Genomic DNA, 23335 nt, shown 5'->3' with positions numbered 1-23335 from the left:
TCAATCAAATCGAAGAAAAAGGCTCATTTTTTATCGCAAAGACATCTTTTTTCTTTTGATAGCTAAAGAAAATCACCGCATATAACAAAGCTGTCAAGACCGTTACACCAATTGAATTTGTCATGAGTATCCCAATCAAGATCAAGCTTAACGCGATCAAAGCAAATAAATTAAAGCTTTTGGCTTGCCAAGTGCCTTTCTTCAATGCTAAACGAAAAGCGGCAGCGCTGATCATTAGCCAAATCACGAGTACCGTATAAGAAAGGGAACCGGCTAAGTAACCAAAAAGTTTGTCACCTACGAAATAGGAAAGAATGACACCTAGATATAGCACGCTGGTACAAAATAATACAGCACGTTGTGGCACATAATGTTTGTTCAACTTTGCCAGTTTCTTGGCGGTGCCTTTTTTGTCTTTCAAACGGAAAAACAATAGACGGGAAGAAGCATAAACGCCAGAATTGATCGATGAAAAGAGTGCCAAGACAATGACGAAGTTCACGATATCACTAGCAAAAGGGATATTCATCTGTTCAAACACCAAGACGAACGGGCTAACTGCAGAACCAGCTAAAGTGTTCCAAGGGAAAAGAATCAGCAATAAGAAAAGCGGAATAATATAGAAGGAAACAATTCGGCCCATGACCCCTTTTATCGCTTTTGGTATGGCTTTTTTAGGATCGTCCGCTTCACTGACGGTGATTGCAATCAATTCCGACCCGCCATATGAATAGATAACGACAAGTAATGAACTAACGACCCCTTTTAATCCATGGGGAGTAAAGCCACCGTGATCAGTCAATTGACTTAATGTAGGAAAAATTCCAGTTCCTAACATTTGTTGTCCGACGAGATATATCCCGAAAAGAATCATCAAGATAATGACACTGATCTTCGCAAAAGCCAACCAATATTCGGTTTCAGCAAACAAGCGGACAGAATAAAGATTGATCAGAGTCGTTAAAATAGCTAAAAGTAAGATGAAACACCATGCAGGTACATGCGGGAACCATAATTGTAAGAAGGAAGCTGCTGCTACAGCCTCGGCGATGATATTGATCATCCACATGGAATAATAGACCCAGTCGACGAAGTCCGCAGAATGATTACCTAAATAAGGGCGAATCAAGCCAGATAATCCATGTTGTGTATCCCCACCGTCTAAAACTAACTTACCTAGACCACTCATAACAATAAATAAAATACCACCACCGATCAAAAAGGCAAGCAAAACTGCAGGACCAGCGATCCCAATTGCTTCACCACTTCCTTTGAATAAACCAGCACCAATTGCACCACCCAGAGCAAGCATCGTGATGTGTCTAGAGCTTAGCTGTTTTTTTAATTTTGTTTGTTCTGTACTTTCCATCAAAAACCCTCTTTTCTAAAAACATAGCTGAAAAAACAAATAGGTTATAAAATAATATTCTCTATAATAACAAATTGTCTGACAATTACAACTATTCTGAAAACTTTTTTGTAATTTTTAATGAAACAATCATAGAACTCTTATCTGTTTTGATAATTATTGTTATATTTCTATAAAAAATAACTTGAAACGAAAGCGTTTCATTCGCTTTTTCCTTTCATGCAGGGCTATTATAAGAGGAAACCCATACTTAATAGGTTTGTTTTGAGTAAGTAAAAATAAGGAGTTGATAACTATGAGCCAACACGAACGATTGCTTATAGCGAAAAATAAGGCGTTATATTTTTTCCCATACGTACAAACAATGGACGTCATCTCAGCAAAAGATTTGATGGATGATTCCTTTATGTCATCGTTCCAACAGCAACTCGATCAATATAAACTAATTATTTTTTTAGATTATGGTTTTGATGTGGCATTTGCTTCTCGCATTCGACCGTACACAAATGCGAAGATCATTCTCTTCTTTTGGAACCATTTCAAAGAAGAACACCTTCAGTTATTGAAGAAAGCAGAAGCAGAACCAGCAATTGATGACATTTACCATTTTGATATTTTAGAAGCAAAAGAGTTAGGGATTAAGCATAATAGTTCGTTTTATTCAAAAGAGATGCAATTACCAAAAGCTGAAGTCACGACTGATCTCTTCTTTGGCGCAACTGATAACGGCAGAAAACAACGAGCAGATGATTATCAAGCCACATTTGAACAGTTAGGTATCTCAACAAATTTTTTTATTTTACCAAGTCGTGGAAATGATCAAGAAGGGTATCTGACCTATACAGAATATTTGCAAAAGACGAATGGTTCGACAGGTATTTTAGAATTGTTGCGAGAAGGTCAAAGTGGTGTGACATTACGAACATTTGAATCGATTTTCTTCCAAAAGAAATTAGTCACTGATAACAAAGCGATTTCCGGGTATCGTTTCTACAATCCACAAAATATTTTCTTGTTGGAAGAAAGGAATTTGGATGAACTTCCTGCATTCTTAAATAGCCCTTATCAAACCGTCGATCGTGAGATCATCGAATTTTTTGATGTAGAAAATTGGTCACAGCGGTTTATCGATTATGATCCTGAAGTATTTTCTATCTATGAATATAGCGGTATTGAAGCACGTTAGATATGATATAGTTAAAGAAAAACACGTTGTTCAATCATCACAGAAAAAGGAGTCTCTAAATGAAATTACTTGCAGCAATCGATTCGTTTAAAGGTAGCGCATCGTGTATTGAACTCAACCAAGCAGCATTGCAAGGCTGGGGGGAGGCGGAACAAACAGTCAATCAACCTATCGCAGATGGTGGCGAAGGAACTGCTGAAGTGATTTACGCTACTTTAGGCGGGGAATGGCGAACACTTTTTTGTCCGGATTTGCTCTTTCGGAAAAAAGCATGTCGTTATTTACTGACACAAAAAAAGAACCGTAAGTTAGCCATCATTGAATCGACGGAAGTTATTGGATTGGACTTGTTGACCGAACCGACAGATCAAACGATCCGGTTAGCTTCAAGTTTTGGTTTAGGAGAGTTGATCAAAGATGCTTTGAATCAGCAAGTAGACGAAGTTATCGTAACATTAGGTGGTAGCGGTTGTTCTGATGGAGGCTTGGGTTTATTGCAGTCATTAGGGGCGAAACTAAATGGTGTGACAGAAGGGAATCCTTTGTTATCCATCGAGACAATCGACGTCTCTCAATTAGAGCGAATCGAGCAACGATTGACGATCGCAGCGGATGTTACGAGTCCTTACACTGGCAAACAAGGTGCGACTCAGCTGTTCGGCAAACAAAAAGGTGGTTCACCAGAAACACTAGCATTTTTGGAAGCACAAGCAGAAAAGGTCGCTGAACAAATCAAAGAACGCACAGCAATCGATTTGAATAAACTCCCTGGCAGTGGCGCAGCTGGTGGAATCGGAGGCGCTTTAGCCATTGTCGGAGCTACGATGAAAGCGGGATTTATGACTGTTTCTGAGTTAGTAGACTTAGAGAATAAAATCAAATCAGCCGATATCGTGATCACAGGAGAAGGACGGATTGATCAACAGACAATTCATGGGAAAGTGCCTTATGGTGTGGCTTCTTTGGCAAAAAAACACAACAAAAAAGTTGTAGCAATCTGTGGGAGTCGGGAAAAAGATTTAGGTCAATTAACGACGATTCTTCCTAGTGTATTTAGTATCCAAACTGGCCCAACTTCTCTTGATAAGGCATTGGATCATCAAGAAACACTAGAGAACGTCAGAATACTTTCACAGGCAATCAGTGGCTTGTTGCAATAATTTATTGGTTGACAGTCTTAAAACACCTATGGTAACCTAGTGGCAAATAAAGACAAAGTGAGGGATCCGCGCATTGAAAAAGTAAGTCAATTTGTTGAAGCTGCATTTTAACTATACCTTGTTTGTTCAAGGGGATAGTATGCAGATTTTCAGAATTGGCTGCTTTCAATGAGTGGGTCTCTTTTTGTACTCATCTTCTTTGACCAGTTCTGAAAATAGGACTGGTCTTTTTTATAACGAGGTGAAGATAAATGTCTAAAATCGAAATCAAACAATTGACGTTTGGCTATGACAGCCAAGACAATCTGTTATTCGATCAAGCAAACCTAAATATTGATTCCACATGGAAATTAGGACTGATTGGTCGAAATGGTCGTGGCAAAACGACGTTATTAACTATTTTGCAAAACAAACTACCTTATCAAGGAAAAGTGACCCATCAACAAGAATTTGTCTATTTTCCACAACAGGTCAGGGAAACGAATCGACTAACCTATGATGTGTTGTTAGAAGTTTCAGATGGTGAGTTATGGGAGATCGAGCGTGAGTTGATGCTGATGCAGGCAGATTCGGAAATTCTCTGGCGCCCTTACGATTCCCTTTCCGGCGGAGAAAAAACAAAAGTATTGCTGGCTCTCTTATTTACCGATGAGCAGCATTTTCCACTGATTGACGAACCAACAAATCACTTAGATGTGGTTGGGCGTCAGCAAGTAGCTGAATACCTGAATAAGAAAAAACAAGGGTTTATTGTTGTCAGTCATGATCGTCAGTTTATTGATGAAGTCGTTGACCATCTTTTGGTCATCGAAAAAAGTCAATTAGTGATCTATCAAGGAAATTATTCCGTCTACGAAGAACAAAAGCGTAGAAAAGATGAATTTGAGTTAGCACAAAACCAAAAAATCAAAAAAGAAGTCGGACGTTTGAAAAAAACCGCAGCTGAAAAAGCGGAGTGGGCTAACTCTCGAGAAGGAGACAAAACAAAAAAACGTGTTGGCTTTATTGATACCGAAGCACGGCGTGTCAATCGTGGCGCAATTGGAGCGGATGCTGCTCGTACAATGAAACGTTCAAAAGCGATCGTCAATCGGATGGAAACTCAAATTAGTGAGAAAGAGAAATTATTGAAAGATCTAGAGTCGATCGATTCATTGAACATGTGCCCAAATCAGTCGCATCATAAACGCTTATTGACAGTAGAAAATCTACAATTAGGCTATGAAGAGATGTTATTCGATCCTATCAGCTTTAGCATCGAGCAACAAGAGTGTGTGGCAATAACTGGACCTAATGGTAGTGGTAAATCATCGATCATCCAGTATTTACTTGGGGAATTTACTGGTCAATCCAAGGGGGATGTCACGCGTCCGGCAACAATCAGCATCAGTTATGTTCGCCAAAACTATGAAGATAACACCGGAACATTAACAGATTTTGCGCAAAAGAATCAGCTAGACTTGGAACTCTTTTCAAATAATCTTCGTAAATTAGGAATGGAAAGAGACGTGTTTCATACCTCCATTGAAAACATGAGTATGGGGCAAAGAAAAAAAGTGGAATTAGCCAAATCATTTGCACAATCCGCAGATCTTTATATCTGGGATGAGCCATTGAATTATCTGGACGTGTTCAATCAAGAACAAATCGAGCAGCTTTTATTACAAGTCAAACCAGCGATGTTGATCGTCGACCATGACCAGCGATTTTTAGAAAAAGTCGCAACGAAAAGAATCGACTTGAGAAGAAGAGAAACACACATTTGAATCACTAAGGCTAATCGAACGTCGTCGATTCCAAGCAGATGATCCATTTGGACTGAAATTGTATGATAAAATTGAAAGAGCATAAAATAAAGGAGAGTTATCTAATGTTATATATTACTAGACATGGCGAAACGACTTGGAATGCTCAAGGCTTAGTTTGTGGCCATGCAGACATCGAATTAACAGAAAAAGGGAAACAACAAGCAGAAAAACTCGCTGAAAAAGTTGCAAACTTGGAAATACCGATCACCAAGATCATCCATTCCCCTTTGCAACGCGCAAGAGATACGGCACAAGCGGTAGCCAAAAAAGTCAATCTACCTATGACAGCGGATGAACGACTGATCGAGATGGATTTTGGGGATTATGATGGGCGTCCTAGCGAAGACGAAGACTTTCAACGTGCACGCCAAAATTTTGCGGTACGTTTTCCAAATGGGGAATCGGTTTTAGATGTGTATGCACGGATCACTCCTTTATTGAAAGAGTGCTTAGAAGATGAGGACAATGTCTACTTGCTTGTTTGCCATAATGCACTGATCCGAATCATCAATGCCTATTTTCATCCGATGCCAAATGACACATTCTTTGACTTTTTTGTTGAAAATACGGAATTAGTTACCTTTGACTAGCTGTTTTTATTCTTGGCGTAACAAGAATAACTAGAGGATGTTATCGTAAATGTTCTGCTATATAAAATATTTTTTCTTTTCATGAAGATTATTTCACATAAGTACGCTTTCATGGTATAATTTCATAGGAATACAAAAAGAGAGGAAGAAATTTAATGTTATCAAAAAAATTATCTTTATTAGGTTTAACAGCAACAGCACTTTTGGCTTTAGGAGCTTGTGGTGCTGACAACAATGATTCAGCTAATTCTAGTTCAGCTTCATCAACAACAGAAGTAAGTACAACAGAAAGTTCAGCAGATGTTGTATCAACAGCTTCAATCAGTGATGATCCAGCTGTTTTAGAAAAAGCAATGTCAGCTGACGGTAACTGGATCGTTGCAGCAACAGGTGATGTGACATTCTCAAATGATGTAACTATCGCAGGCGAATTCCATGACAAAGATGATGCAAGTGCAGACATCTACCGCAAAATTGCTTTGTACTCACAAGACGATGACCGTAACGTAACTGCTGAATACACAATCACTGTTCCAACATTGATCGTTGAATCAGAAAACACAAATATCGTTCACGGAACAATCAAAGGTGACGTACTTGTAAAAGCGAACGGCTTTGTATTAGACGGAGCAAAAGTAGAGGGTAACGTAACATTTGAAAAACAAGAATACCAAGATTCAGCAAAACTTGACGAAAACGACGCATCAGTAACAGGCGACGTAACAGTTAGCGAATAATCTTATAGTCATAAAGACATCTAAAGCAGAAATCCTTCTGTTTTAGATGTCTTTTTTCATTAAAAAACATCCGATATCAATCCTTAGTGATACGTCCATAGGCATAGTGAGAAGTTTTACATAAAAACAATTGAGCGAAAAAACGTATATAACAAAAAAGAGAGTAACCCTATGATAGAAAATAATATGGGGTAAAAGATATTTATAGATAAAGGAGGATATATGAAGAAACGACTTTGGCTAGGTGTATTAGTAGTAATTATTTTAGGAGGAATCGGAGGGAAGAGGTATATGGATAAAAGAGAAGAAGATCGACAAGAATTGTTGGAAGTACAGAAAGACTTGGCGAATTATGTATACAATAACTATCGGTTATATACAACCAATGATGAGGAAACTGATAGGTTTACACAAGAATATAGTAATGGGGGTTTGACAACAGAAGAATATGTAGAAAAAGTTGTAAGTGTTAGGAAATATATAGATATAGACAAAATAGAATTTACTGGATATACAGTAAGTCCAATGAATTTTTTAGAAGTACATTTTTTGATAAATGATTCAAATAAGCAAATTGCAACATTAGGTGTTAAATCTTCTGAGACTGATAACTGGATTTATAATATCGACATAGGAATAGAAAAATCAGAAAATAAATATTATATAGAAATAAATAAAACACCTAATGTAGTCGAAATACCTAATGCAATAATTATCTTTTATCATGAAAGTGATATAACTATGAAAAAATAAGTGTTAAATATAAAAGGACTATATCTTACATAAAAAAGCAACAGAATAAGCGAGAAGCTTAGTCTGAACATATATAGAACAAGATAAAACCTGAAAGGAGGATCTATGAAGAAGCGGCTTTGGTTAGGTGTATTATTAGTAGTAATTATTTTAGGAGGAATCGGAGGAAAAATGTATATGGATAAAAGGGAAGAAGATCGCCAAGAATTACTGGAAATACAGAAAGATTTGGCGAATTATGTATACAATAACTATCGGTTATATACAACCAATGATGAGGAAACTGATAGGTTTACACAAGAATATAGTAATGGGGATTTGACAACAGAAGAATATGTAGAAAAAGTGGTAAGTGTTAGGAAATATATAGATATAAACAAAATAGAATTTACTGGATATTCGATTAGTCCGATGAATTCATTAGTCATCTATTTCACAGTTAATGATGTTTATCAAGAAGAAGTAGGGCTAAACACAAGATCTGCTGAAACAGATAAGTTTATTTATAGAATAGCTAGTGGCAGAGGTAATGGGCCTTATTTTATAGATGAAAAAAACGAAAAACAGGAAATCGGTATCTCAGATGATCAAATAATCTATTATACAGGGGGAATAAATTAATGGATCAAAATAGATACTTATCTGAATTTATTTATAAATTAGAGAGTGGCGAAGTTAAATATGGTAATAGACCTCTTGGAACAGATCATATCGTTATAGGTACTGTGAATACCAATAAAGACAAAATCGCTAATGAATCCCAGCCAAAGAAAAACAGTATGCAGGCAATGGTAGTAGCAGAAATTAAAGATGAATTCAAAAAACTTAATGATAATGATTTAAGAAAAGTCCCCGGCTTCCCCGACTCCGTCATCACCAAAAACCTTACGATTGCCTATGCTGGCACGACTTCGCTCAAAGATTGGCATACAAATCTTGAGGAAATTGGTCGAAGTAATAAACATCCAGATGGCGCATTTTTCTCCGCTTTGAACTATGCCCGTGAAATTGAAAAGCAGTACCCGAAATCAGAAGGCTATACGATCTCAACGACTAGGCACTCGTTAGGTGGAGCTAAAGTACACTTCTTGCCGCAGCAATCAAAGACAATGACAAAGTATCTACTGAAATAATTAATTTTTTATCGTGGCCATACATAACTATTAAAACCGAGCATTCAATAAAAAAATTATATCTTACATAAAAATTTCCAGAATGAGTAAGAAGCTTATTCTGATTATATATAAAACTTAATGAAATCTGAAAGGAGGATATATGAAGAAACGGTATTGGCTAGGTGTGTTAGTGATATTTATCTTAGGAGGAATTGGAGGAAAAATCTATATGGATAAAAGAGAAGAAGATCTTCAAGAATTGCTGGAAATACAGAAAGATTTGGCGAATTATGTGTACAATAACTATCGGTTATATACGACGAATGATAAGGAAACTGATAAGTTTACACAACAATATAGTAATGGAGAGTTGACAACAGAAGAATATGTAGAAAAAGTTGTAAGTGTTAGGAAATATATAGATATAAACAAAATAGAATTTACTGGGTATTCGATTAGTCCGATGAATTTTTTAGAAGTACATTTTAATTTGAATAATTCTAACAAGCATATCGCAACTTTGGGAGTAAAATCCGCAGAAACAAATAAATGGCGCTACAATGTCGATATAGGTAGAAAAAAAACTGAAGACAAGTATTTTATAGAAGTAAGAGAATTTCCTAATGGAATAGAAACACCTACTGAAATAATTGAATATTATTACGGAGGTTTATAATTATGGATCAAAATAGAGATTTTTCCAATGAGGTTTATAAAGTTGAGCATGGAGAAATTGAAATGAACACTAAAATTGGAGAAAAACAAGATTATTTAGTTATAAATACCATAGATACCAATAAAGACAAAATCGGCAATGAATCTAAGCCAAAGAAAAATAGTACGCAGGCAATGGTAGTAGCAGAAATTAAAGATGAATTCAAAAAACTTAATGATAATGATTTAAGAAAAGTCCCCGGCTTCCCCGACTCCGTCATCACCAAAAACCTTACGATTGCCTATGCTGGCACGACTTCGCTCAAAGATTGGCATACAAACCTTGAGGAAATTGGTCGAAGTAATAAACATCCAGATGGCGCATTTTTCTCCGCTTTGAACTACGCCCGTGAAATTGAAAAGCAGTATCCCAAATCAGATGGCTATACGATCTCAACGACTGGGCACTCGTTAGGTGGAGCTAAAGCACTTTTTGTCGCAGGGCTCAATGGTTATGACAGTGTGACGTACGGCGCGGCGGGACCAGGGCTTGCGCAAGCATTATTTGATAATCATCCTGGTACCCTGATCAATCTCTACGACACTTCGGATGTCGTCACGAGTGGGATTTTTACTGGTGGGAAAGGGATGCTTCCAATCAATAGTTTTGGAATCGATAATTCGGGCTGGGAAACATTTGGCCATTCGCTGGATCAATTCAGAACAGATGAAGAGGGAAATTATATCGATAAGCATGGACAGATCATCGTATACGTCGATGGTAATGGAAGTATCTTGTTAGCCCCAACTTTGTGGCAACAAACACTTTTGGAAAACGAAGCAATGATCAAATTACTAGCAGTCAGTGGCGAGCATACGCTAGATGAAATCAAGCGTTTGAAAGAAGAAAATGAGTGGCTCAAGGTTCAAATCAAAGAATTCTTGACATTAAAAGAGTTACGGCAGAAGCTGACTGCAAGTGGCGACGGACTTTCTCGGTCAGAAAAAATTTATTTAGAGGATAGCCAAGCATTAGCTGTAGTACAGACAGCAGCAAGTAAATTTGATGAGGCGATGGGCAATGTTCGCGTGATTTACCAAAACGGAATCACGGAGTTGGAAGAGTTATGGAATGACTGGTTGGGGAGAATACGTAATTATACGCCCAATTTGACCTATAACGAGGTGATTGAAACATTAGCCGAAGTTGGTTGTACGAAATGGGAGATCGTCGATGAACCGACACAGGAATTTAGAGATAAGATCCGCCAAATTGATCAGATGTCAGAACAGTTTCAAACACTCGCCGATGAAATCACCCAAAAGATTAATGAAATGGTGGCACGTGACAAAGAATTAGCGAATCAATTGTTTGGGGTATAAAAGGAGGAGAGGAAAATTGAGTCAGGAAATACAGCTTTATGAAACATATCAAGCAACGAAACGAGGGTTATCAGAGCAAGAAGAAGCAATGATTGCAACAGAAAGAAAAGTCCATGAGCTAGCGGAAGCGACTTATAAAGATCTCCGATTGATTTTGCAAACTTTTTCTGAACCACAAGAGGCTTTTGACTATGGACGTATCATGATTTCTCGTTTAGAAGAGGATCTGTCGACGGAATTGCGCCATCAACGAAAGAAAATCCAGCTTGACCTAGAAGATAACGAGCAGATCTATCGTAAGAAACTGGCACAATTGGATTAAAAAGAATGGAGGTTTTGAAATGTTTGAAATGATTGAAATGATTGATCAATGGTGGGAGAAATATCAGAAAGATATGGAAAAATGCTTAACTCGTTCACTTGGAATCGCGCTGAAAAGTGAGAAGGGATTGAAAATAAGAACGACAAATCAATCTGGGAAGAATGAGACAAATAGAGCAAAACACACGATTTCTTCAGCAGGTACAGGATTGAAGGAGACCCTCAAAGGGCAATTTGGCAACAAAGTGTCGCTAGTTTTAGACGAACAAGAAAAAGCCTTAGACAAAGGTTAGTCAAAGAAACACAAAAAACTTATTCTTACATAAATTGATTAAAGGATTCTGTCAGAATTGATCAACTGAATAATCTATAAAAGCCGAAAATAGGTTGGACTATTTTCGGTTTTTTTTGGATTAGTTGCTTAGATGAATTCATTGATTCGTTTTTTTTACACTACCAAGAAATGAAATTTAATATATTTTATATTTATGTTGAAAAATTATTTCATACGAAGTATAATCAATTTATAAATGAATGCGGATACATGGTGAGGGGGAGAGTACATGTTTGGTTTTTCTGTATTTATGAATCAAGAGTTGTCCGAAGAAACGAAAACGTATATCCATGAAATGGCAGAGAAGGGATTTATTGGCATCTTTACATCCATGCATATTCCAGAAGATGATCCATCAGCTTATAAAAGGCGTTTGACGGAACTTGGCCAAGAAGCAAAAGCAACCGGATTAGAGTTGATGGTAGATATATCGGGTAAGGCATTAGAGTTGGCAGGGTTCTCCTTAGAAAATCTTGAGCCATTAAAAGAGATTGGTGTGACAGGGCTGCGGATGGATTATCACCTGTCGAACCAACAGATTGCGAAGTGGTCTCATCAATTGAAAATCAGTTTGAATGCAAGCACGATCACTGAACAAGATGTGCAAGAATTAAAAGAAGCAGGTGCTGATTTTACTCAGATGGAAGCTTGGCACAATTATTATCCGCGCCCAGAAACAGGGTTAGACAAATCGTGGTACCAAAGAAAAAATCAATGGTTAGCAGAACAAGGATTTACGATTCAAGGATTTGTACCAGGAGATGAAGTGTTGAGAGGCCCTTTATACAAAGGACTTCCAACATTGGAAGAACATCGCTATCAACATCCTTTGGCAGCAGCGCTAGACTTAGCTTCATGTGAAACCGATCTGATCTATATTGGTGACGGTGGGCTATCGCTGACCACCCAGGAACAATTTTTGTATTATAAAGAAACAGGCGGTATCTTATTACATGTGACATTGTCGGACCCAACATTTGGTCCAATCATTTTAGGTACACATACGAATCGACAAGATGAAGCTAAAGCTGTGGTACGTAGTGCAGATGCACGATTTAGAGAAATCCCTCCTATTCCTGCTCGATTAACAGATGAACGGAAAATAGGTACGGTCACGTTAGATAATGAAGCGTATCTTCGCTATATGGGTGAAATCCAACTAATGAAAGAAGATTTACCAGCAGATGAAAAAGTCAATTGTGTGGCACGAGTGATCTCGGCTGATTTGCCATTGATCCAACAAATCCATGCAGGAATGATTTATAAATTTAAATGTAAAGAAGGAATTGAGAAATGACGATCGATTTAGATAAATTAACAACGGAACGTAGAAATCAAAAGACATTTGGTTTGGATGAGATGAGTGTTTCTGAAGCCGCTCGCTTGATGAACCAAGAAGATCATGAAGTGGCGGCAGCTGTCGCAAAAGAACTACCGAGTATTGAACCAGTGATTGAAGCAGCGATTGTTTCTTTCAAAAAAAATGGACGCTTGATCTACATGGGCGCTGGCACAAGTGGACGTTTGGGCGTATTGGATGCAGCCGAGTGTGTTCCTACATTTGGTGTAGAGCCTGAAATGGTCGTTGGTTTGATTGCAGGTGGTGAAGCGGCTATGACTGTCGCAGTTGAAGGTGCAGAGGATTCACTTGAGTTAGGGAAAGAAGATTTGATCCAGTTGAACTTGACGGAAAATGATTTGGTCGTAGGTATCGCGGCTAGCGGTCGCACGCCTTATGTGATTGGTGGCTTGGACTATGCTCGTTCAATCGGCGCAAAGACGGCAACGATTTCTTGTAACAAAGAAGCTGAGATCAGTCAACATGCTGATTTTCCTATTGAGGTAGATGCCGGACCAGAATTTTTAACAGGTTCGACACGTTTAAAATCTGGAACTGCACAGAAATTGATTTTAAATATGATTTCTACAATCAGTATGATCGGTATCGGAAAAGTATTCAATAATCTAATGGTCGATGTCAAGCCAACAAATGACAAATTAGTCGAACGTTCAAAGCGAATCATCATGGAAGCAACCGAAGTGGATTATGAAACAGCAGAAAAATACTTTTATGAAGCGGAACAAAATGTTAAACTAGCCATCGTTATGTTATTGACGAATAGTAACAAAGAGACAGCGAAAAGGAAACTAGCTGAGGCAGACGGCTTTGTAAAACGAACGTTGTAAGGGGGAAAAGGAAATGGCAAAAAATGAATTGACTTTGACAGAACTGGCAAAACAAATTTATGCTGGAGCTGGTGGCATGGGCAACGTAGACAGCGTTGTCCATTGTATGACACGGGTTCGGATGAAAGTCATTGATGAATCGTTGGTCGACATAGCGAAATTGAAAGCGATACCGGGCGTGTTAGGAGTAGTCGAAGATGAACAGTTACAAGTCATCATCGGACCAGGGAAAGTAAACAAAGTCGCACAAGAAATGGTTGACCAAGCAGGAGTCAAACTAGGTGAAAAAATCCCTGGAACACTTGATGCTACAACTGGTTTATCAGGGAAAGACAAGGTCAATGAACGTGCCCAAGAGATGAAGAACGCACAAAAATCAAAACAAAAACCGTCAAAAATCAAATCTATTTTAAAAGATATCTCGAATATATTTGTCCCAATGATTCCAGCTTTTGTTGGTACAGGGATCGTTGCAGGGATCGCTGCGGTATTGACAAACCTTGTCACCGCGGGAACTATCGACGGGGCGTCATGGCAACAGTACATCGATATCATGAACATTCTTAAAAATGGGATGTTTAGTTATCTTGTCATCTATACTGGGATCAATGCCGCTCAAGTATTTGGCGCAACGCCAACACTTGGTGGAGTAATCGGTGCGGTTGTCATGTTGACGGGGATGAATCCAGAAGCTCCTTTGACGAACTTGTTTACTGGAACGCCACTTGCTGCCGGACAAGGTGGGATCATCGGAGTGATTTTTGCGGTCTGGTTGCTTTCGATCGTTGAAAAGAAATTACACAAAATCGTTCCTGATGCAGTAGACATCATTGTGACACCAACACTTTCATTGATTGCCATCGGGCTGATCGAGATTTTCTTGATCATGCCATTAGCTGGTTTTATCTCAGATGGTATGGTAGGAGGGATCAATTGGGTACTTAGTGTGGGTGGCGCCTTCTCAGGATTTGTATTAGGTACATTATTCTTACCGATGGTCATGTTTGGTTTGCATCAAATATTGACTCCGATCCATGTGCAAATGATCGATGAAACAGGACGTACATTATTATTGCCTATTTTAGCAATGGCAGGAGCTGGACAAGTTGGTGCTGCGCTTGCTTTATGGGTACGTTGTAAGAAAGACAAAGAATTGACTGAAATGATCAAAGGTGCGTTACCTGTAGGGATTTTAGGGATTGGTGAACCATTGATCTATGGTGTAACATTGCCTTTAGGTCGTCCATTCATTACTGCTTGTATTGGAGGCGGTATCGGTGGTGCGGTGATCGGCTTGATCGGGAATATTGGTGCCATTGCTATTGGTCCTTCTGGCGCAGCGTTGATTCCTTTGATTTCAGATGGCAAATGGTTTGGCTACGTCCTTGGATTATTAGCTGCTTATGCGGGCGGATTCTTAGCTACTTTCTTTTTCGGGATTCCTAAAGAACAATTAGCGAAAGAAGAATTAGCAGAAGAAGCACCTGTTTATACAGCATCAAGTACTGACTCAACAAATCAAACACAAGCCGTTCAATTATGTGCAGTAGCAGATGGTACAGTGCAATCAATCGAACAAGCGAGTGATCCTGTATTTGCTCAAAAGATGATGGGAGAAGGGTATTTTGTTGAACCAACGAATGGTCATATCTATGCGCCAACTTCTGGGATCATCAGCTCTATTTTCCCAACGAAACATGCCATCGGATTAACAACAGCTGATGGGTTAGAGCTATTAATCCACATGGGAGTCAATACTGTGGAACTAGGTGGGACGCCATTTGATATAAAAGTGAGTGAAGGACAAGCTGTCACAAAAGATACGATGATAGCGGACGTGGATCTAGCTGCGATCAAAGAGGCAGGAAAAGAAACCGCTATGATGGTTCTTCTGACAAATATGGAGCATGTCTTAACGTTTGTTTTGACACATACAGGTGAAGTAAGAGCAAAAACACCAGTGATGGATGTTGAAAGTGTAAAATAATAAAAAGCGCAAAATCAAAGGATTTTGCGCTTTTTATTAAGCTCTATATCGTTGAACTAAAGCATGGTAGATTCTTTCAACATCTGTTGGCGTACCACGTAATTCATAATCTTCTACCATAGGGAAGCCGAATTGTTCAGCATATTGTTTCGCTGTCAAACAATATTGATAGTTAAAGTTTTTATTTCCGCTACCGACAACACCAAGACAAAGCGCATGATTTTCTTGATATTCCAAGTATTCTCGCATGGTTTCTGTCAAAATCTCTTGGTCACCACTATCAATGCCATTGCCTCCTTCTAGATAGGTTGGCACAAACACAAAGAAAGGTTTGGTTTCTTTTTCAAAGTCGCTATTTTCATGGATCTCTTTTAGGTGGACTAAGGGAAGTGAAGCATCTTTTTCATGTTGTTCCGTAGCAAAAGCTGCTAATTTTTTGACGAATCCTCGGGTATTACCAGAAATTGAGATATATAAGATATTCATGATATCGTCCTCCAATCATTCTTATCCAGTATAGCATTTTTTTGTTTTTTGGGTAGAGAAGAAGAGGAAGAGAAGCGGTCGCTTTCCTTGTATAATTAGAAAAAAATAGTTACAATTAAATTTCAATTAGAATTTTTTAGAAAAAAATAAATGAAACGAAGTTTTGCTATACTTTGCATAAAAGCGGTTTATTTTGGAGGATGCGTACATGGACACAGAGCAACAGAAAAAAGGTATTGGATTGATCCCACTAGCGGCCTTAGTGATTGGGTCAGCGATTGGAGGTGGCGTTTTCGGTATTATGACCGACATCTCAGGATCGGCTGGTGGCCCAGCATTGTTCAGCTGGGTATTAGTTGGGACGTCCATGATGATGCTCTCTTTGTCAATCAATAATATCAATAAGAAACGTCCAGAATTAGAAGGTGGTATTTTTAGTTATGCCGAAGCTGGCTTTGGTCGATTTTCGGGATTCATCAGTGGGTGGGGCTATTGGCTGACCTGCTGGTTAGGAAACGTGGCATTTGCTACGCTATTGATGAGTGCGTTGGGCTATTTCTTTCCAGTATTCGATGGGGGTCAAAATGTCGCCTCGGTCATCGTCAGTACTATATTTTTATGGGGATATGCTTGGCTCGTCAATCGAGGAGTCGAAAATGCCAGTTACGTCAATGCAATCGTGACAATTTGTAAATTAGTTCCGCTATTTTTATTTATTATTGTTGCTATCAGCACGTTCTCATTGCAACAATTCATCAATAATTTTTCAAGTGATATCATCTTGAATGCCAATGGACAGCCGATTCCTTTCTCAAGTCAAATCCTAAGTTGTATCATGGTGATGCTTTGGGTATTTGTTGGAATTGAAGGTGCATCTGTGGTTGGTTCACGAGCGAAGAAAAAATCAGATGTCGGAAAAGCCACGATCTTAGGGATTTTTGGATTGATCGTGATCTATGTTTTAGTTTCGATGTTGCCTTACGGTACGATGACGATGGAAGAACTCCAAACAATCCAAACGCAACCAGCAATGGGCTATGTGTTTGAGATGATGGTTGGTAAATGGGGAGCTGTCGTGATCAATGGTGGACTGATCATTTCCTTGGTCGGTGTATGGTTATCTTGGACGATTTTACCCATTGAAACGATGCGCAATATGGCGGATGATGGCTTATTGCCAGCGCGTTGGGGGAAAGTCAATAAAAAGGGCGCACCGACATATGCGATCGTATTAACGACTTTATGTACAAATGTCTTTTTGCTTTCGCTACTGTTTACAGATAGCGCCTATAACTTTGCTTATACTTTAGGAACTGCAGCGATCTTCTTTACGTGGTTGTTCTTAGGATTGTATCAAATGAAACTATCTTATCAAAGAAAAGAATGGGTCCAATTCTTGGTTGGCTCATTAGCAAGTGCTTTTCAAATTTGGGCAATGCTATTTGTTGCTTTCAATGAAGTGATGCTCGTTCTTGTATTATTTTTACCAGGTATCCTATTTTATCTCAAAGCAAGAAAAGAAAAACAGCAAGCTGTTCCACAGACAAAACTTGATTATTTATTGCTTTCGTTAGTCTCGATTTTTGGAGTAGTGGCATTGGCATTATTTGCAACTGGGGTATTGCACTTATAAAACTCACAAAAGTTGAAAACCATTCTTTTGTATCACTCAAAAGCATCTAAGAGATCGACCTGATTCAGGTCATTTCTTAGGTGTTTTTTCATGTTGCCTGTTCGGCGTTTCTTCGATGAAAACGATACGTGACTTTCTCACAACGTTTTTCCACGATTGTTCGTTTCATTTCAGTGAAGAGGCATGATTGCATAGTCACATTTTGACACCTTGAGGGAGTTACTGTTTTAATGATGATCCAAACAAACAATTTTGTAAGTGAAAAGGTTGAGAGAAAGATGGTCGAAATAGGTGGCGATTGGCTATACTTATTCCTTGAGGCATAAAAAATGGAGGGAATATATGAGAGTAAAAGGGTTGACGAGCTATCAATTGAAATGGATAGCAATTGTTTTTATGGTCGTTGATCATATCAACAGTTATTTCGGGATGCAATTAGGGTTGCCAAGTTGGGTCTCGTGGTTGGGACGTTTTGTTGCGCCATTATTTGTATTTTTATTAGTTGAAGGTTTCAAGTATACGCATAGTAAATATCAGTATGCGAAGCGATTAGGAATAGCTGCATTCGTAGTAGCGATTGGAAATATCATCTATCAGTTATTAACAGGAAATTACATCAGTGAATATGATCATCAGCCAGACTATTATTTATTTTTAGGTCCACATAATATCTTTTTGACATTATTCTTGCTGTTTTGCTTGATGTGGCTTCTTTCTACAATAAAAGGAAAAACACTTTGGAGAAAAGGAGTGCTCGTAGCGGTAGCACTTTTATTGGTCATGATCACGGTTGCTTTTTCGGAAGGTGGTCTGTATTTAGTTCCAATGTTGTTGCTGATGTATTTCTTCCGCGAGAAAAAAGAACGAGGGAAATTGGTTCTAGGTATTTTTGTTTATACGCTGATTTTATTTTGTCTAGCCATTTTATCCTACACACAAATGCCTGATTATCAATCATTGTATCAATTTTTAACGTTTGATAATGAATTTATGATGGTCACCGTCATCCCATTTATCATTCTTTATAATGGAAAACTAGGTGGAACCGGACACGCATTCGACAAATACTTCTTTTACTTGTTTTATCCGTTACATCTATGGATCATTTATTTGATTTTATCTTTTATTCATTAAGAAACAACTGACTAGCTAGTTTAAACAAATGAGGCGAGGTCTGGACAGAAGTGTTCAGCCTCAAGAAATAAGGCACTATCCACAAAAATTGTTCTTCAAATTCTTGTGGATGGCGTCTTGTTTTTTCGAAGAGGTTACTTCTGATCCTGTTGTTTATTCGGTTTTAGGGGAGAGAGGACTAATGTTCCAGACACGTCTTATTTGTTTTTATGAGTTGTTTCAAACATTACAGTTTTGTAGAGGTAAAGAAATGTTATGTAGTTCAAGAAAATTGGCAGTATAAATAAGACTTCAAGTCATTTGTTGTTATGAAATTGACAGAATTTTTAAAATATAATATTTTTTTTGTAAGAATTCTCTATATTTTCAATCAATTTTATTTTATAATGAAAAAATATCATGTAATTTTTAGGAGGAAAACAGATGGAAAATTATCTTAGCCTGTTAGGCGTACTGATTGTTATTCTTGGTTTTGCTTTCAAGTTAGATTCGATCTTGATCGTTATGGTTGCGTTAGTCGTGACCGCATTTACTGGTGGATTAGGACTTGAAGGTATGCTGGAAACTTTAGGTACAAGTTTTGTCAATAACCGAGGAATGGCAATTTTTATTATTATTATGTTAGCAACTGGTACGTTAGAACGCAATGGTCTGAAGGAGTCTGCTGCAACGTTGATCAAACGTTTCAAGAAGGTATCCGCTGGAATGATCATCGATATTTATGGTGTTTTCCGAATGATCTTTGCAGCTTTCAATGTCAGCTTTGGTGGGGTGGCCGGCTTTGTCCGTCCAATCATCATGCCAATGGCGTTAGGTACCGTTGAATCAAAAGGATTAACTGTCAATCCGGAACATGAAGAGGAATTAAAAGGAATGTCTTCAGCGATGGAAAATATTTGTTGGTTCTTTGGTCAAGTACTATTTATCGGTGGGGCAGGTGCTTTATTAGTACAATCCACATTGAAAGACTTAGGCTACGAGGTAACTCTTGGTCAGTTGGCATTGGTACAGATACCAGTTGCCATCACTGCTCTAGTCGTTGCGAGTGTCTATTTTTATTTAAAAGAAAAGAAATTAGCGAAGAAATACTATTCAGGAAAGGAGAAATAAGATGGACTTTTTTACAAATTCTGAAGTATTACTCAGTGAAAAATTATTAGAAATCTTATATATCTTGATGGGGCTAGTCTTGATCTACACGGGTCTTCGTAATGCCTTTGATAAAAGCAACCCGCATCGCTTTGGATCAGCCTTTTTCTGGACAGTTTTAGGAGTCGTGATTGCTGCTGGGCGTTGGATATCTCCAACTTACAACGGAATCTTGATTTTCGCGATGACGATCCCAGCAATCACAAAAAGAGTGAGTAAAGGTGCAAGTCGTTTGCCATCAAAAGAATACATGGAAAAAATGTCAGATAAATTAGGGATGAAAATCTTTATTCCGGCATTGAGTATTGGGATCTTTGCCATTTTATTCGCACTATTCACTGATTTAGGTGCTTTAGTCGGTGTCGGTATTGGGGTATTTGTAGCGATGTTGATCTTGATGTTCTTTTCAAGAGATAATCGCCCAACGACTTTCTTGGATGATGCTTCAGACATGTTAGGGACAGTTGGACCTTTAAGTATGTTACCGATGCTCTTAGCTTCACTGGGTGCGGTCTTCACGAGCGCAGGTGTAGGTACAGTGATTTCTAGTGCAGTTGGTACGATCGTTCCAGAAGGTAATGTCAATATTGGTATCATCATCTATGCGTTAGGAATGGTTCTATTTACAGTGATCATGGGGAATGCTTTTGCGGCAATCACCGTCATGACAGTCGGAATCGGTGCGCCTTTTGTCTTTAGTCAAGGGGCTAATCCAGCATTGATCGGTATGGTCGCGTTGACATGCGGTTTCTGTGGAACGTTGTTGACACCGATGGCTGCTAACTTTAACGTAGTACCAGTGGCGATGTTAGAAATGAAAGATAAATACGGCGTGATCAAGAATCAACTATTCGTTGCTGTATTCATGCTGGTTTTCCAAATCGTCTATATGATTTTATTTAAATAGTATCTTGAGCGAAAAAGAATCAATGATTTCCATAAAACATGGAGAAGATTGATTCTTTTTCTGAACAGCTAAGCATTTCATTATTGACTGTTTTTTGTTAAAATAGATAGACACTGAGTCCTTTTAATAGGAATGACTCACTGAAAGTGCTAAATACACGAGTGAGAAACAATCAATTGTTAACGTTTAGATAAATCTTTGAAGGATGAATTGAACGCATCATTTTATAGAATAATGGAGGAATGAAAAATGAAAGTACTCGTAACTGGTTTTGATCCATTTGGTGGAGATAAAGTAAATCCTGCCTATGAAGCAGTCAAAAAAATGCCGTCTGAGATTGCCGGTGCAGAAATCATCAAATTAGAAGTTCCCACTGTTTTTGGTAAAAGTGGTCAAGTCGTAAAAGAAGCAATCCAAGAACATCAACCTGAAATCGTGATTTGTGTTGGTCAAGCAGGTGGACGTTCAGCGATTTCTTTTGAACGTGTAGCCATCAATCTAGCTGAAGCACGTATTGCAGATAATGAAGGCAACCAGCCATTTGATACGCCGTTAGAAGCAGACGGCCCAGCTGCTTACTTTACTTCATTACCAATCAAAGCAATGACAAAAAATGTACACGAACATGGTTTACCAGCATATATTTCTTATACAGCGGGTACGTTTGTTTGCAACGACATCATGTATCGATTGTTACACTTGATCGAAACAGAGTTCCCAACGATTCGTGGAGGCTTTATCCATGTGCCATTCTCACCAGATCAAGTCATCGATCGCCCTGTTGGGACACCGGCAATGTCACTTGATGATATTGCGGCTTCATTGACTTATGCGGTAGAAGCAGCAGTCAACAACAAAGAAGATATTTCAGGTAACGCAGGAACAACTCACTGATAGTTAGCTGAAGCGAAGCAAGTGGTAGATGAGGTCTAGGACATTCGTCATCTTGTGCCCCTACAACCAGATAAATGGTGTTCCAGAAGCTGACCTCCAACAGTAAGTGCAAGACACTGCTGTCACAACCTCAGCTTCACGTATGAAAAAAGCGAAAAGCCGAAAATAGCTCACATTATTTTCGGCTTTTTTGTTGCTCTTTGAACGAATTTATTTTTACTCTCTTAATTTAGAAAGGCAGGTGAAAGGGATGAATGAAAGTTGGCAAGCGATTTTTGACGAATGGTTCCCAAAAGAAATCAAGCAACACTACCCAATAAAAATCTCCAAACAATATACAAGTAGCCAACGATGGGAAATCTATGAACGATTGACGAAACAACAACGAATTGTCATGGATCAACATCGTCGTTATTTGATCCACTCGCGATTTTTGGAAGAAAACTATTTAGCAGCAACGGATTGGATTTTTTCTGACTTTAAGATCAATCCATTTTATCGCACATCACGTAGACAACAAAAACTTTATTGTGAATGTGGCCGTGAACTGAAAGTCCAATATATCGTTCGTTCCCCTAAAACGGGTAAGGAATTAAAACTAGGGATCAATCATTTTGCAGAACACTTGCACGTTAGTCCAACAGTTGCAGCGTCGATCAATCAAGGAATGACTAAAGTGGATCTAGCGCTGGATGAGATCCTCTGGCTGAAACAACAAAATATTGCCTTTCCTGAACGACTCTGGCAAGAATATTGTCTAATGTTGTATCATAATCGCCGGCTGAAACAACCGATTTTACCAGATAAAAAGCGAACTACACGAATCGCCGAATTTCGTCATGCTCAGTTACCGATTTATCTGGCAGACTATCAAGCAATGGAAAAGTACATCCAACAAGTGAGCTATCAGGCAAAAGAAAAGCCGAAAAAAATCCTTGAGAAAAAATCATTGTTTGAGGATTTTTCAGAAGATTTGACTAAAGATGTTGAAGCGTTCTTGACTAACTATCAACTATTTCTCCAAAAAGATTGGTCGTCTGTTTCAATAGCTGAGACAAGCCAACCATCTGTCGCTTTTTTTGAAGAGTTTATCGCGAATCTGCGAGAAGGATCGAAGAAAGAAGCTGTAGACGTCGACCGATTAGCAAAAGAACAGCGTTTTATCCAACCGCAAATTTATCATTTAGTCTGGCAACACTATCAGCGTTATGGATTTACAACTGGTTTTTTCGATAGTATCCCTCGAGTGATGAGAAATGGGTTTCTAAAGATTTTACGCAAAGAACGCGAAGAAAAACAGCAAGCTACAACAAAAACTGTGACAGAAACTGAATGGCAAGAACTTGCAAAGAAAATCAAAAAACAATCAGTCGCCTCTTTGATCCAAGAATATGAACAAGCAGACTATGTATTTACTTCAGAACAACAGCTTGCATTAAAAAAGTTCCAAGAATTGGAATCAGTGATACAAACGATGGATGAAGACATTAGAATGTTGCTCAAGGATTTGATTTAGTTGACTCGAACCGCTGAGAGAATCTTGGTATG

General features: G+C 38.4%; 22 protein-coding genes and 1 pseudogene. 21 read left to right on the top strand and 2 right to left on the bottom strand.

Annotated features, from left to right (window positions below; translation table 11 throughout):
* Positions 1 to 4 precede the first annotated feature (4 nt).
* Positions 5 to 1369, bottom strand: a complete 1365-nt coding sequence (locus IGJ19_RS10985) for an amino acid permease (RefSeq protein ID WP_071867168.1) — start codon at positions 1367 to 1369, stop codon at positions 5 to 7.
* Between the two features lie 295 nt (positions 1370 to 1664).
* Here IGJ19_RS10985 and IGJ19_RS10980 point away from each other — a divergent pair, with 295 nt between their 5' ends.
* The 15 genes and pseudogenes from IGJ19_RS10980 (at position 1665) to IGJ19_RS10910 (ending at position 15584) form a co-directional block, all read left to right on the top strand.
* Positions 1665 to 2555, top strand: coding sequence for an oligosaccharide biosynthesis protein Alg14 (locus tag IGJ19_RS10980; RefSeq protein ID WP_071867167.1), 891 nt, complete (start codon positions 1665 to 1667; stop codon positions 2553 to 2555).
* A gap of 59 nt (positions 2556 to 2614) precedes the next feature.
* On the top strand, positions 2615 to 3715 hold the full coding sequence (locus tag IGJ19_RS10975) for a glycerate kinase family protein (protein WP_430603992.1): 1101 nt from the start codon (positions 2615 to 2617) through the stop codon (positions 3713 to 3715).
* Between the two features lie 251 nt (positions 3716 to 3966).
* Positions 3967 to 5481, top strand: coding sequence for an Lsa family ABC-F type ribosomal protection protein (locus IGJ19_RS10970; protein ID WP_430603990.1), 1515 nt, complete (start codon positions 3967 to 3969; stop codon positions 5479 to 5481).
* Positions 5482 to 5585: 104 nt separating this feature from the next.
* Positions 5586 to 6113 (top strand): histidine phosphatase family protein, encoded by a 528-nt coding sequence (locus IGJ19_RS10965; protein WP_161642058.1) that lies wholly within the window; start codon positions 5586 to 5588, stop codon positions 6111 to 6113.
* A gap of 155 nt (positions 6114 to 6268) precedes the next feature.
* Positions 6269 to 6850, top strand: coding sequence for a polymer-forming cytoskeletal protein (locus tag IGJ19_RS10960; protein WP_071867163.1), 582 nt, complete (start codon positions 6269 to 6271; stop codon positions 6848 to 6850).
* 222 nt (positions 6851 to 7072) lie between these two features.
* Positions 7073 to 7603, top strand: coding sequence for a hypothetical protein (locus IGJ19_RS10955; protein WP_430603987.1), 531 nt, complete (start codon positions 7073 to 7075; stop codon positions 7601 to 7603).
* A gap of 105 nt (positions 7604 to 7708) precedes the next feature.
* Positions 7709 to 8224, top strand: a complete 516-nt coding sequence (locus tag IGJ19_RS10950) for a hypothetical protein (RefSeq protein ID WP_430603985.1) — start codon at positions 7709 to 7711, stop codon at positions 8222 to 8224.
* Positions 8224 to 8694: pseudogene (locus IGJ19_RS10945) on the top strand (triacylglycerol lipase); the annotation flags it as partial. The gene IGJ19_RS10950 and the pseudogene IGJ19_RS10945, both read left to right, overlap by 1 nt.
* 184 nt (positions 8695 to 8878) lie before the next feature.
* On the top strand, positions 8879 to 9394 hold the full coding sequence (locus IGJ19_RS10940) for a hypothetical protein (protein WP_074799914.1): 516 nt from the start codon (positions 8879 to 8881) through the stop codon (positions 9392 to 9394).
* 2 nt (positions 9395 to 9396) lie between these two features.
* Positions 9397 to 10755, top strand: a complete 1359-nt coding sequence (locus IGJ19_RS10935; RefSeq protein WP_161642052.1) for a lipase family protein — start codon at positions 9397 to 9399, stop codon at positions 10753 to 10755.
* A gap of 16 nt (positions 10756 to 10771) precedes the next feature.
* A complete protein-coding gene (locus IGJ19_RS10930) occupies positions 10772 to 11077 on the top strand; it encodes a hypothetical protein (RefSeq protein WP_086335019.1) in 306 nt (101 codons plus the stop codon).
* A gap of 19 nt (positions 11078 to 11096) precedes the next feature.
* Entirely contained in the window at positions 11097 to 11369 is a 273-nt protein-coding gene (locus IGJ19_RS10925; RefSeq protein WP_161642051.1) for a hypothetical protein, read from the top strand.
* Positions 11370 to 11639: 270 nt separating this feature from the next.
* Positions 11640 to 12707, top strand: coding sequence for a DUF871 domain-containing protein (locus IGJ19_RS10920; protein ID WP_161642049.1), 1068 nt, complete (start codon positions 11640 to 11642; stop codon positions 12705 to 12707).
* Entirely contained in the window at positions 12704 to 13597 is an 894-nt protein-coding gene (murQ, locus tag IGJ19_RS10915; protein WP_071867800.1) for an N-acetylmuramic acid 6-phosphate etherase, read from the top strand. Before IGJ19_RS10920 ends, murQ begins: the two co-directional genes overlap by 4 nt.
* 13 nt (positions 13598 to 13610) lie before the next feature.
* Entirely contained in the window at positions 13611 to 15584 is a 1974-nt protein-coding gene (locus IGJ19_RS10910) for a glucose PTS transporter subunit IIA (RefSeq protein ID WP_430603981.1), read from the top strand.
* A gap of 36 nt (positions 15585 to 15620) precedes the next feature.
* Here IGJ19_RS10910 and nrdI read toward each other — a convergent pair whose 3' ends face one another.
* Positions 15621 to 16070, bottom strand: coding sequence for a class Ib ribonucleoside-diphosphate reductase assembly flavoprotein NrdI (gene nrdI / locus IGJ19_RS10905; RefSeq protein ID WP_071867798.1), 450 nt, complete (start codon positions 16068 to 16070; stop codon positions 15621 to 15623).
* 208 nt (positions 16071 to 16278) lie between these two features.
* Here nrdI and IGJ19_RS10900 point away from each other — a divergent pair, with 208 nt between their 5' ends.
* From IGJ19_RS10900 to IGJ19_RS10875, 6 genes are all read left to right on the top strand, one after another.
* Entirely contained in the window at positions 16279 to 17703 is a 1425-nt protein-coding gene (locus IGJ19_RS10900) for a basic amino acid/polyamine antiporter (RefSeq protein WP_023520116.1), read from the top strand.
* A 342-nt stretch (positions 17704 to 18045) separates the two neighbouring features.
* Positions 18046 to 18837, top strand: a complete 792-nt coding sequence (locus tag IGJ19_RS10895; protein ID WP_115358116.1) for a TraX family protein — start codon at positions 18046 to 18048, stop codon at positions 18835 to 18837.
* A 423-nt stretch (positions 18838 to 19260) separates the two neighbouring features.
* A complete protein-coding gene (locus IGJ19_RS10890) occupies positions 19261 to 19947 on the top strand; it encodes a DUF969 domain-containing protein (protein WP_023520114.1) in 687 nt (228 codons plus the stop codon).
* Position 19948: 1 nt separating this feature from the next.
* Positions 19949 to 20893: a DUF979 domain-containing protein gene (locus IGJ19_RS10885; RefSeq protein WP_430603978.1), complete on the top strand. Its 945-nt coding sequence runs from the start codon at positions 19949 to 19951 to the stop codon at positions 20891 to 20893.
* Between the two features lie 249 nt (positions 20894 to 21142).
* Entirely contained in the window at positions 21143 to 21787 is a 645-nt protein-coding gene (gene pcp / locus IGJ19_RS10880) for a pyroglutamyl-peptidase I (protein ID WP_010734749.1), read from the top strand.
* A 250-nt stretch (positions 21788 to 22037) separates the two neighbouring features.
* On the top strand, positions 22038 to 23303 hold the full coding sequence (locus tag IGJ19_RS10875) for a hypothetical protein (RefSeq protein WP_430603976.1): 1266 nt from the start codon (positions 22038 to 22040) through the stop codon (positions 23301 to 23303).
* The last annotated feature ends 32 nt before the right edge of the window (positions 23304 to 23335 follow it).

Source organism: Enterococcus sp. DIV1368b (assembly GCF_050529595.1).
In the GTDB taxonomy this organism is placed as follows: domain Bacteria; phylum Bacillota; class Bacilli; order Lactobacillales; family Enterococcaceae; genus Enterococcus_B; species Enterococcus_B mundtii.
The sequence above is the reverse complement of the archived record's forward strand: the minus strand, read 5'-3'. Positions and strand labels throughout refer to the sequence as shown.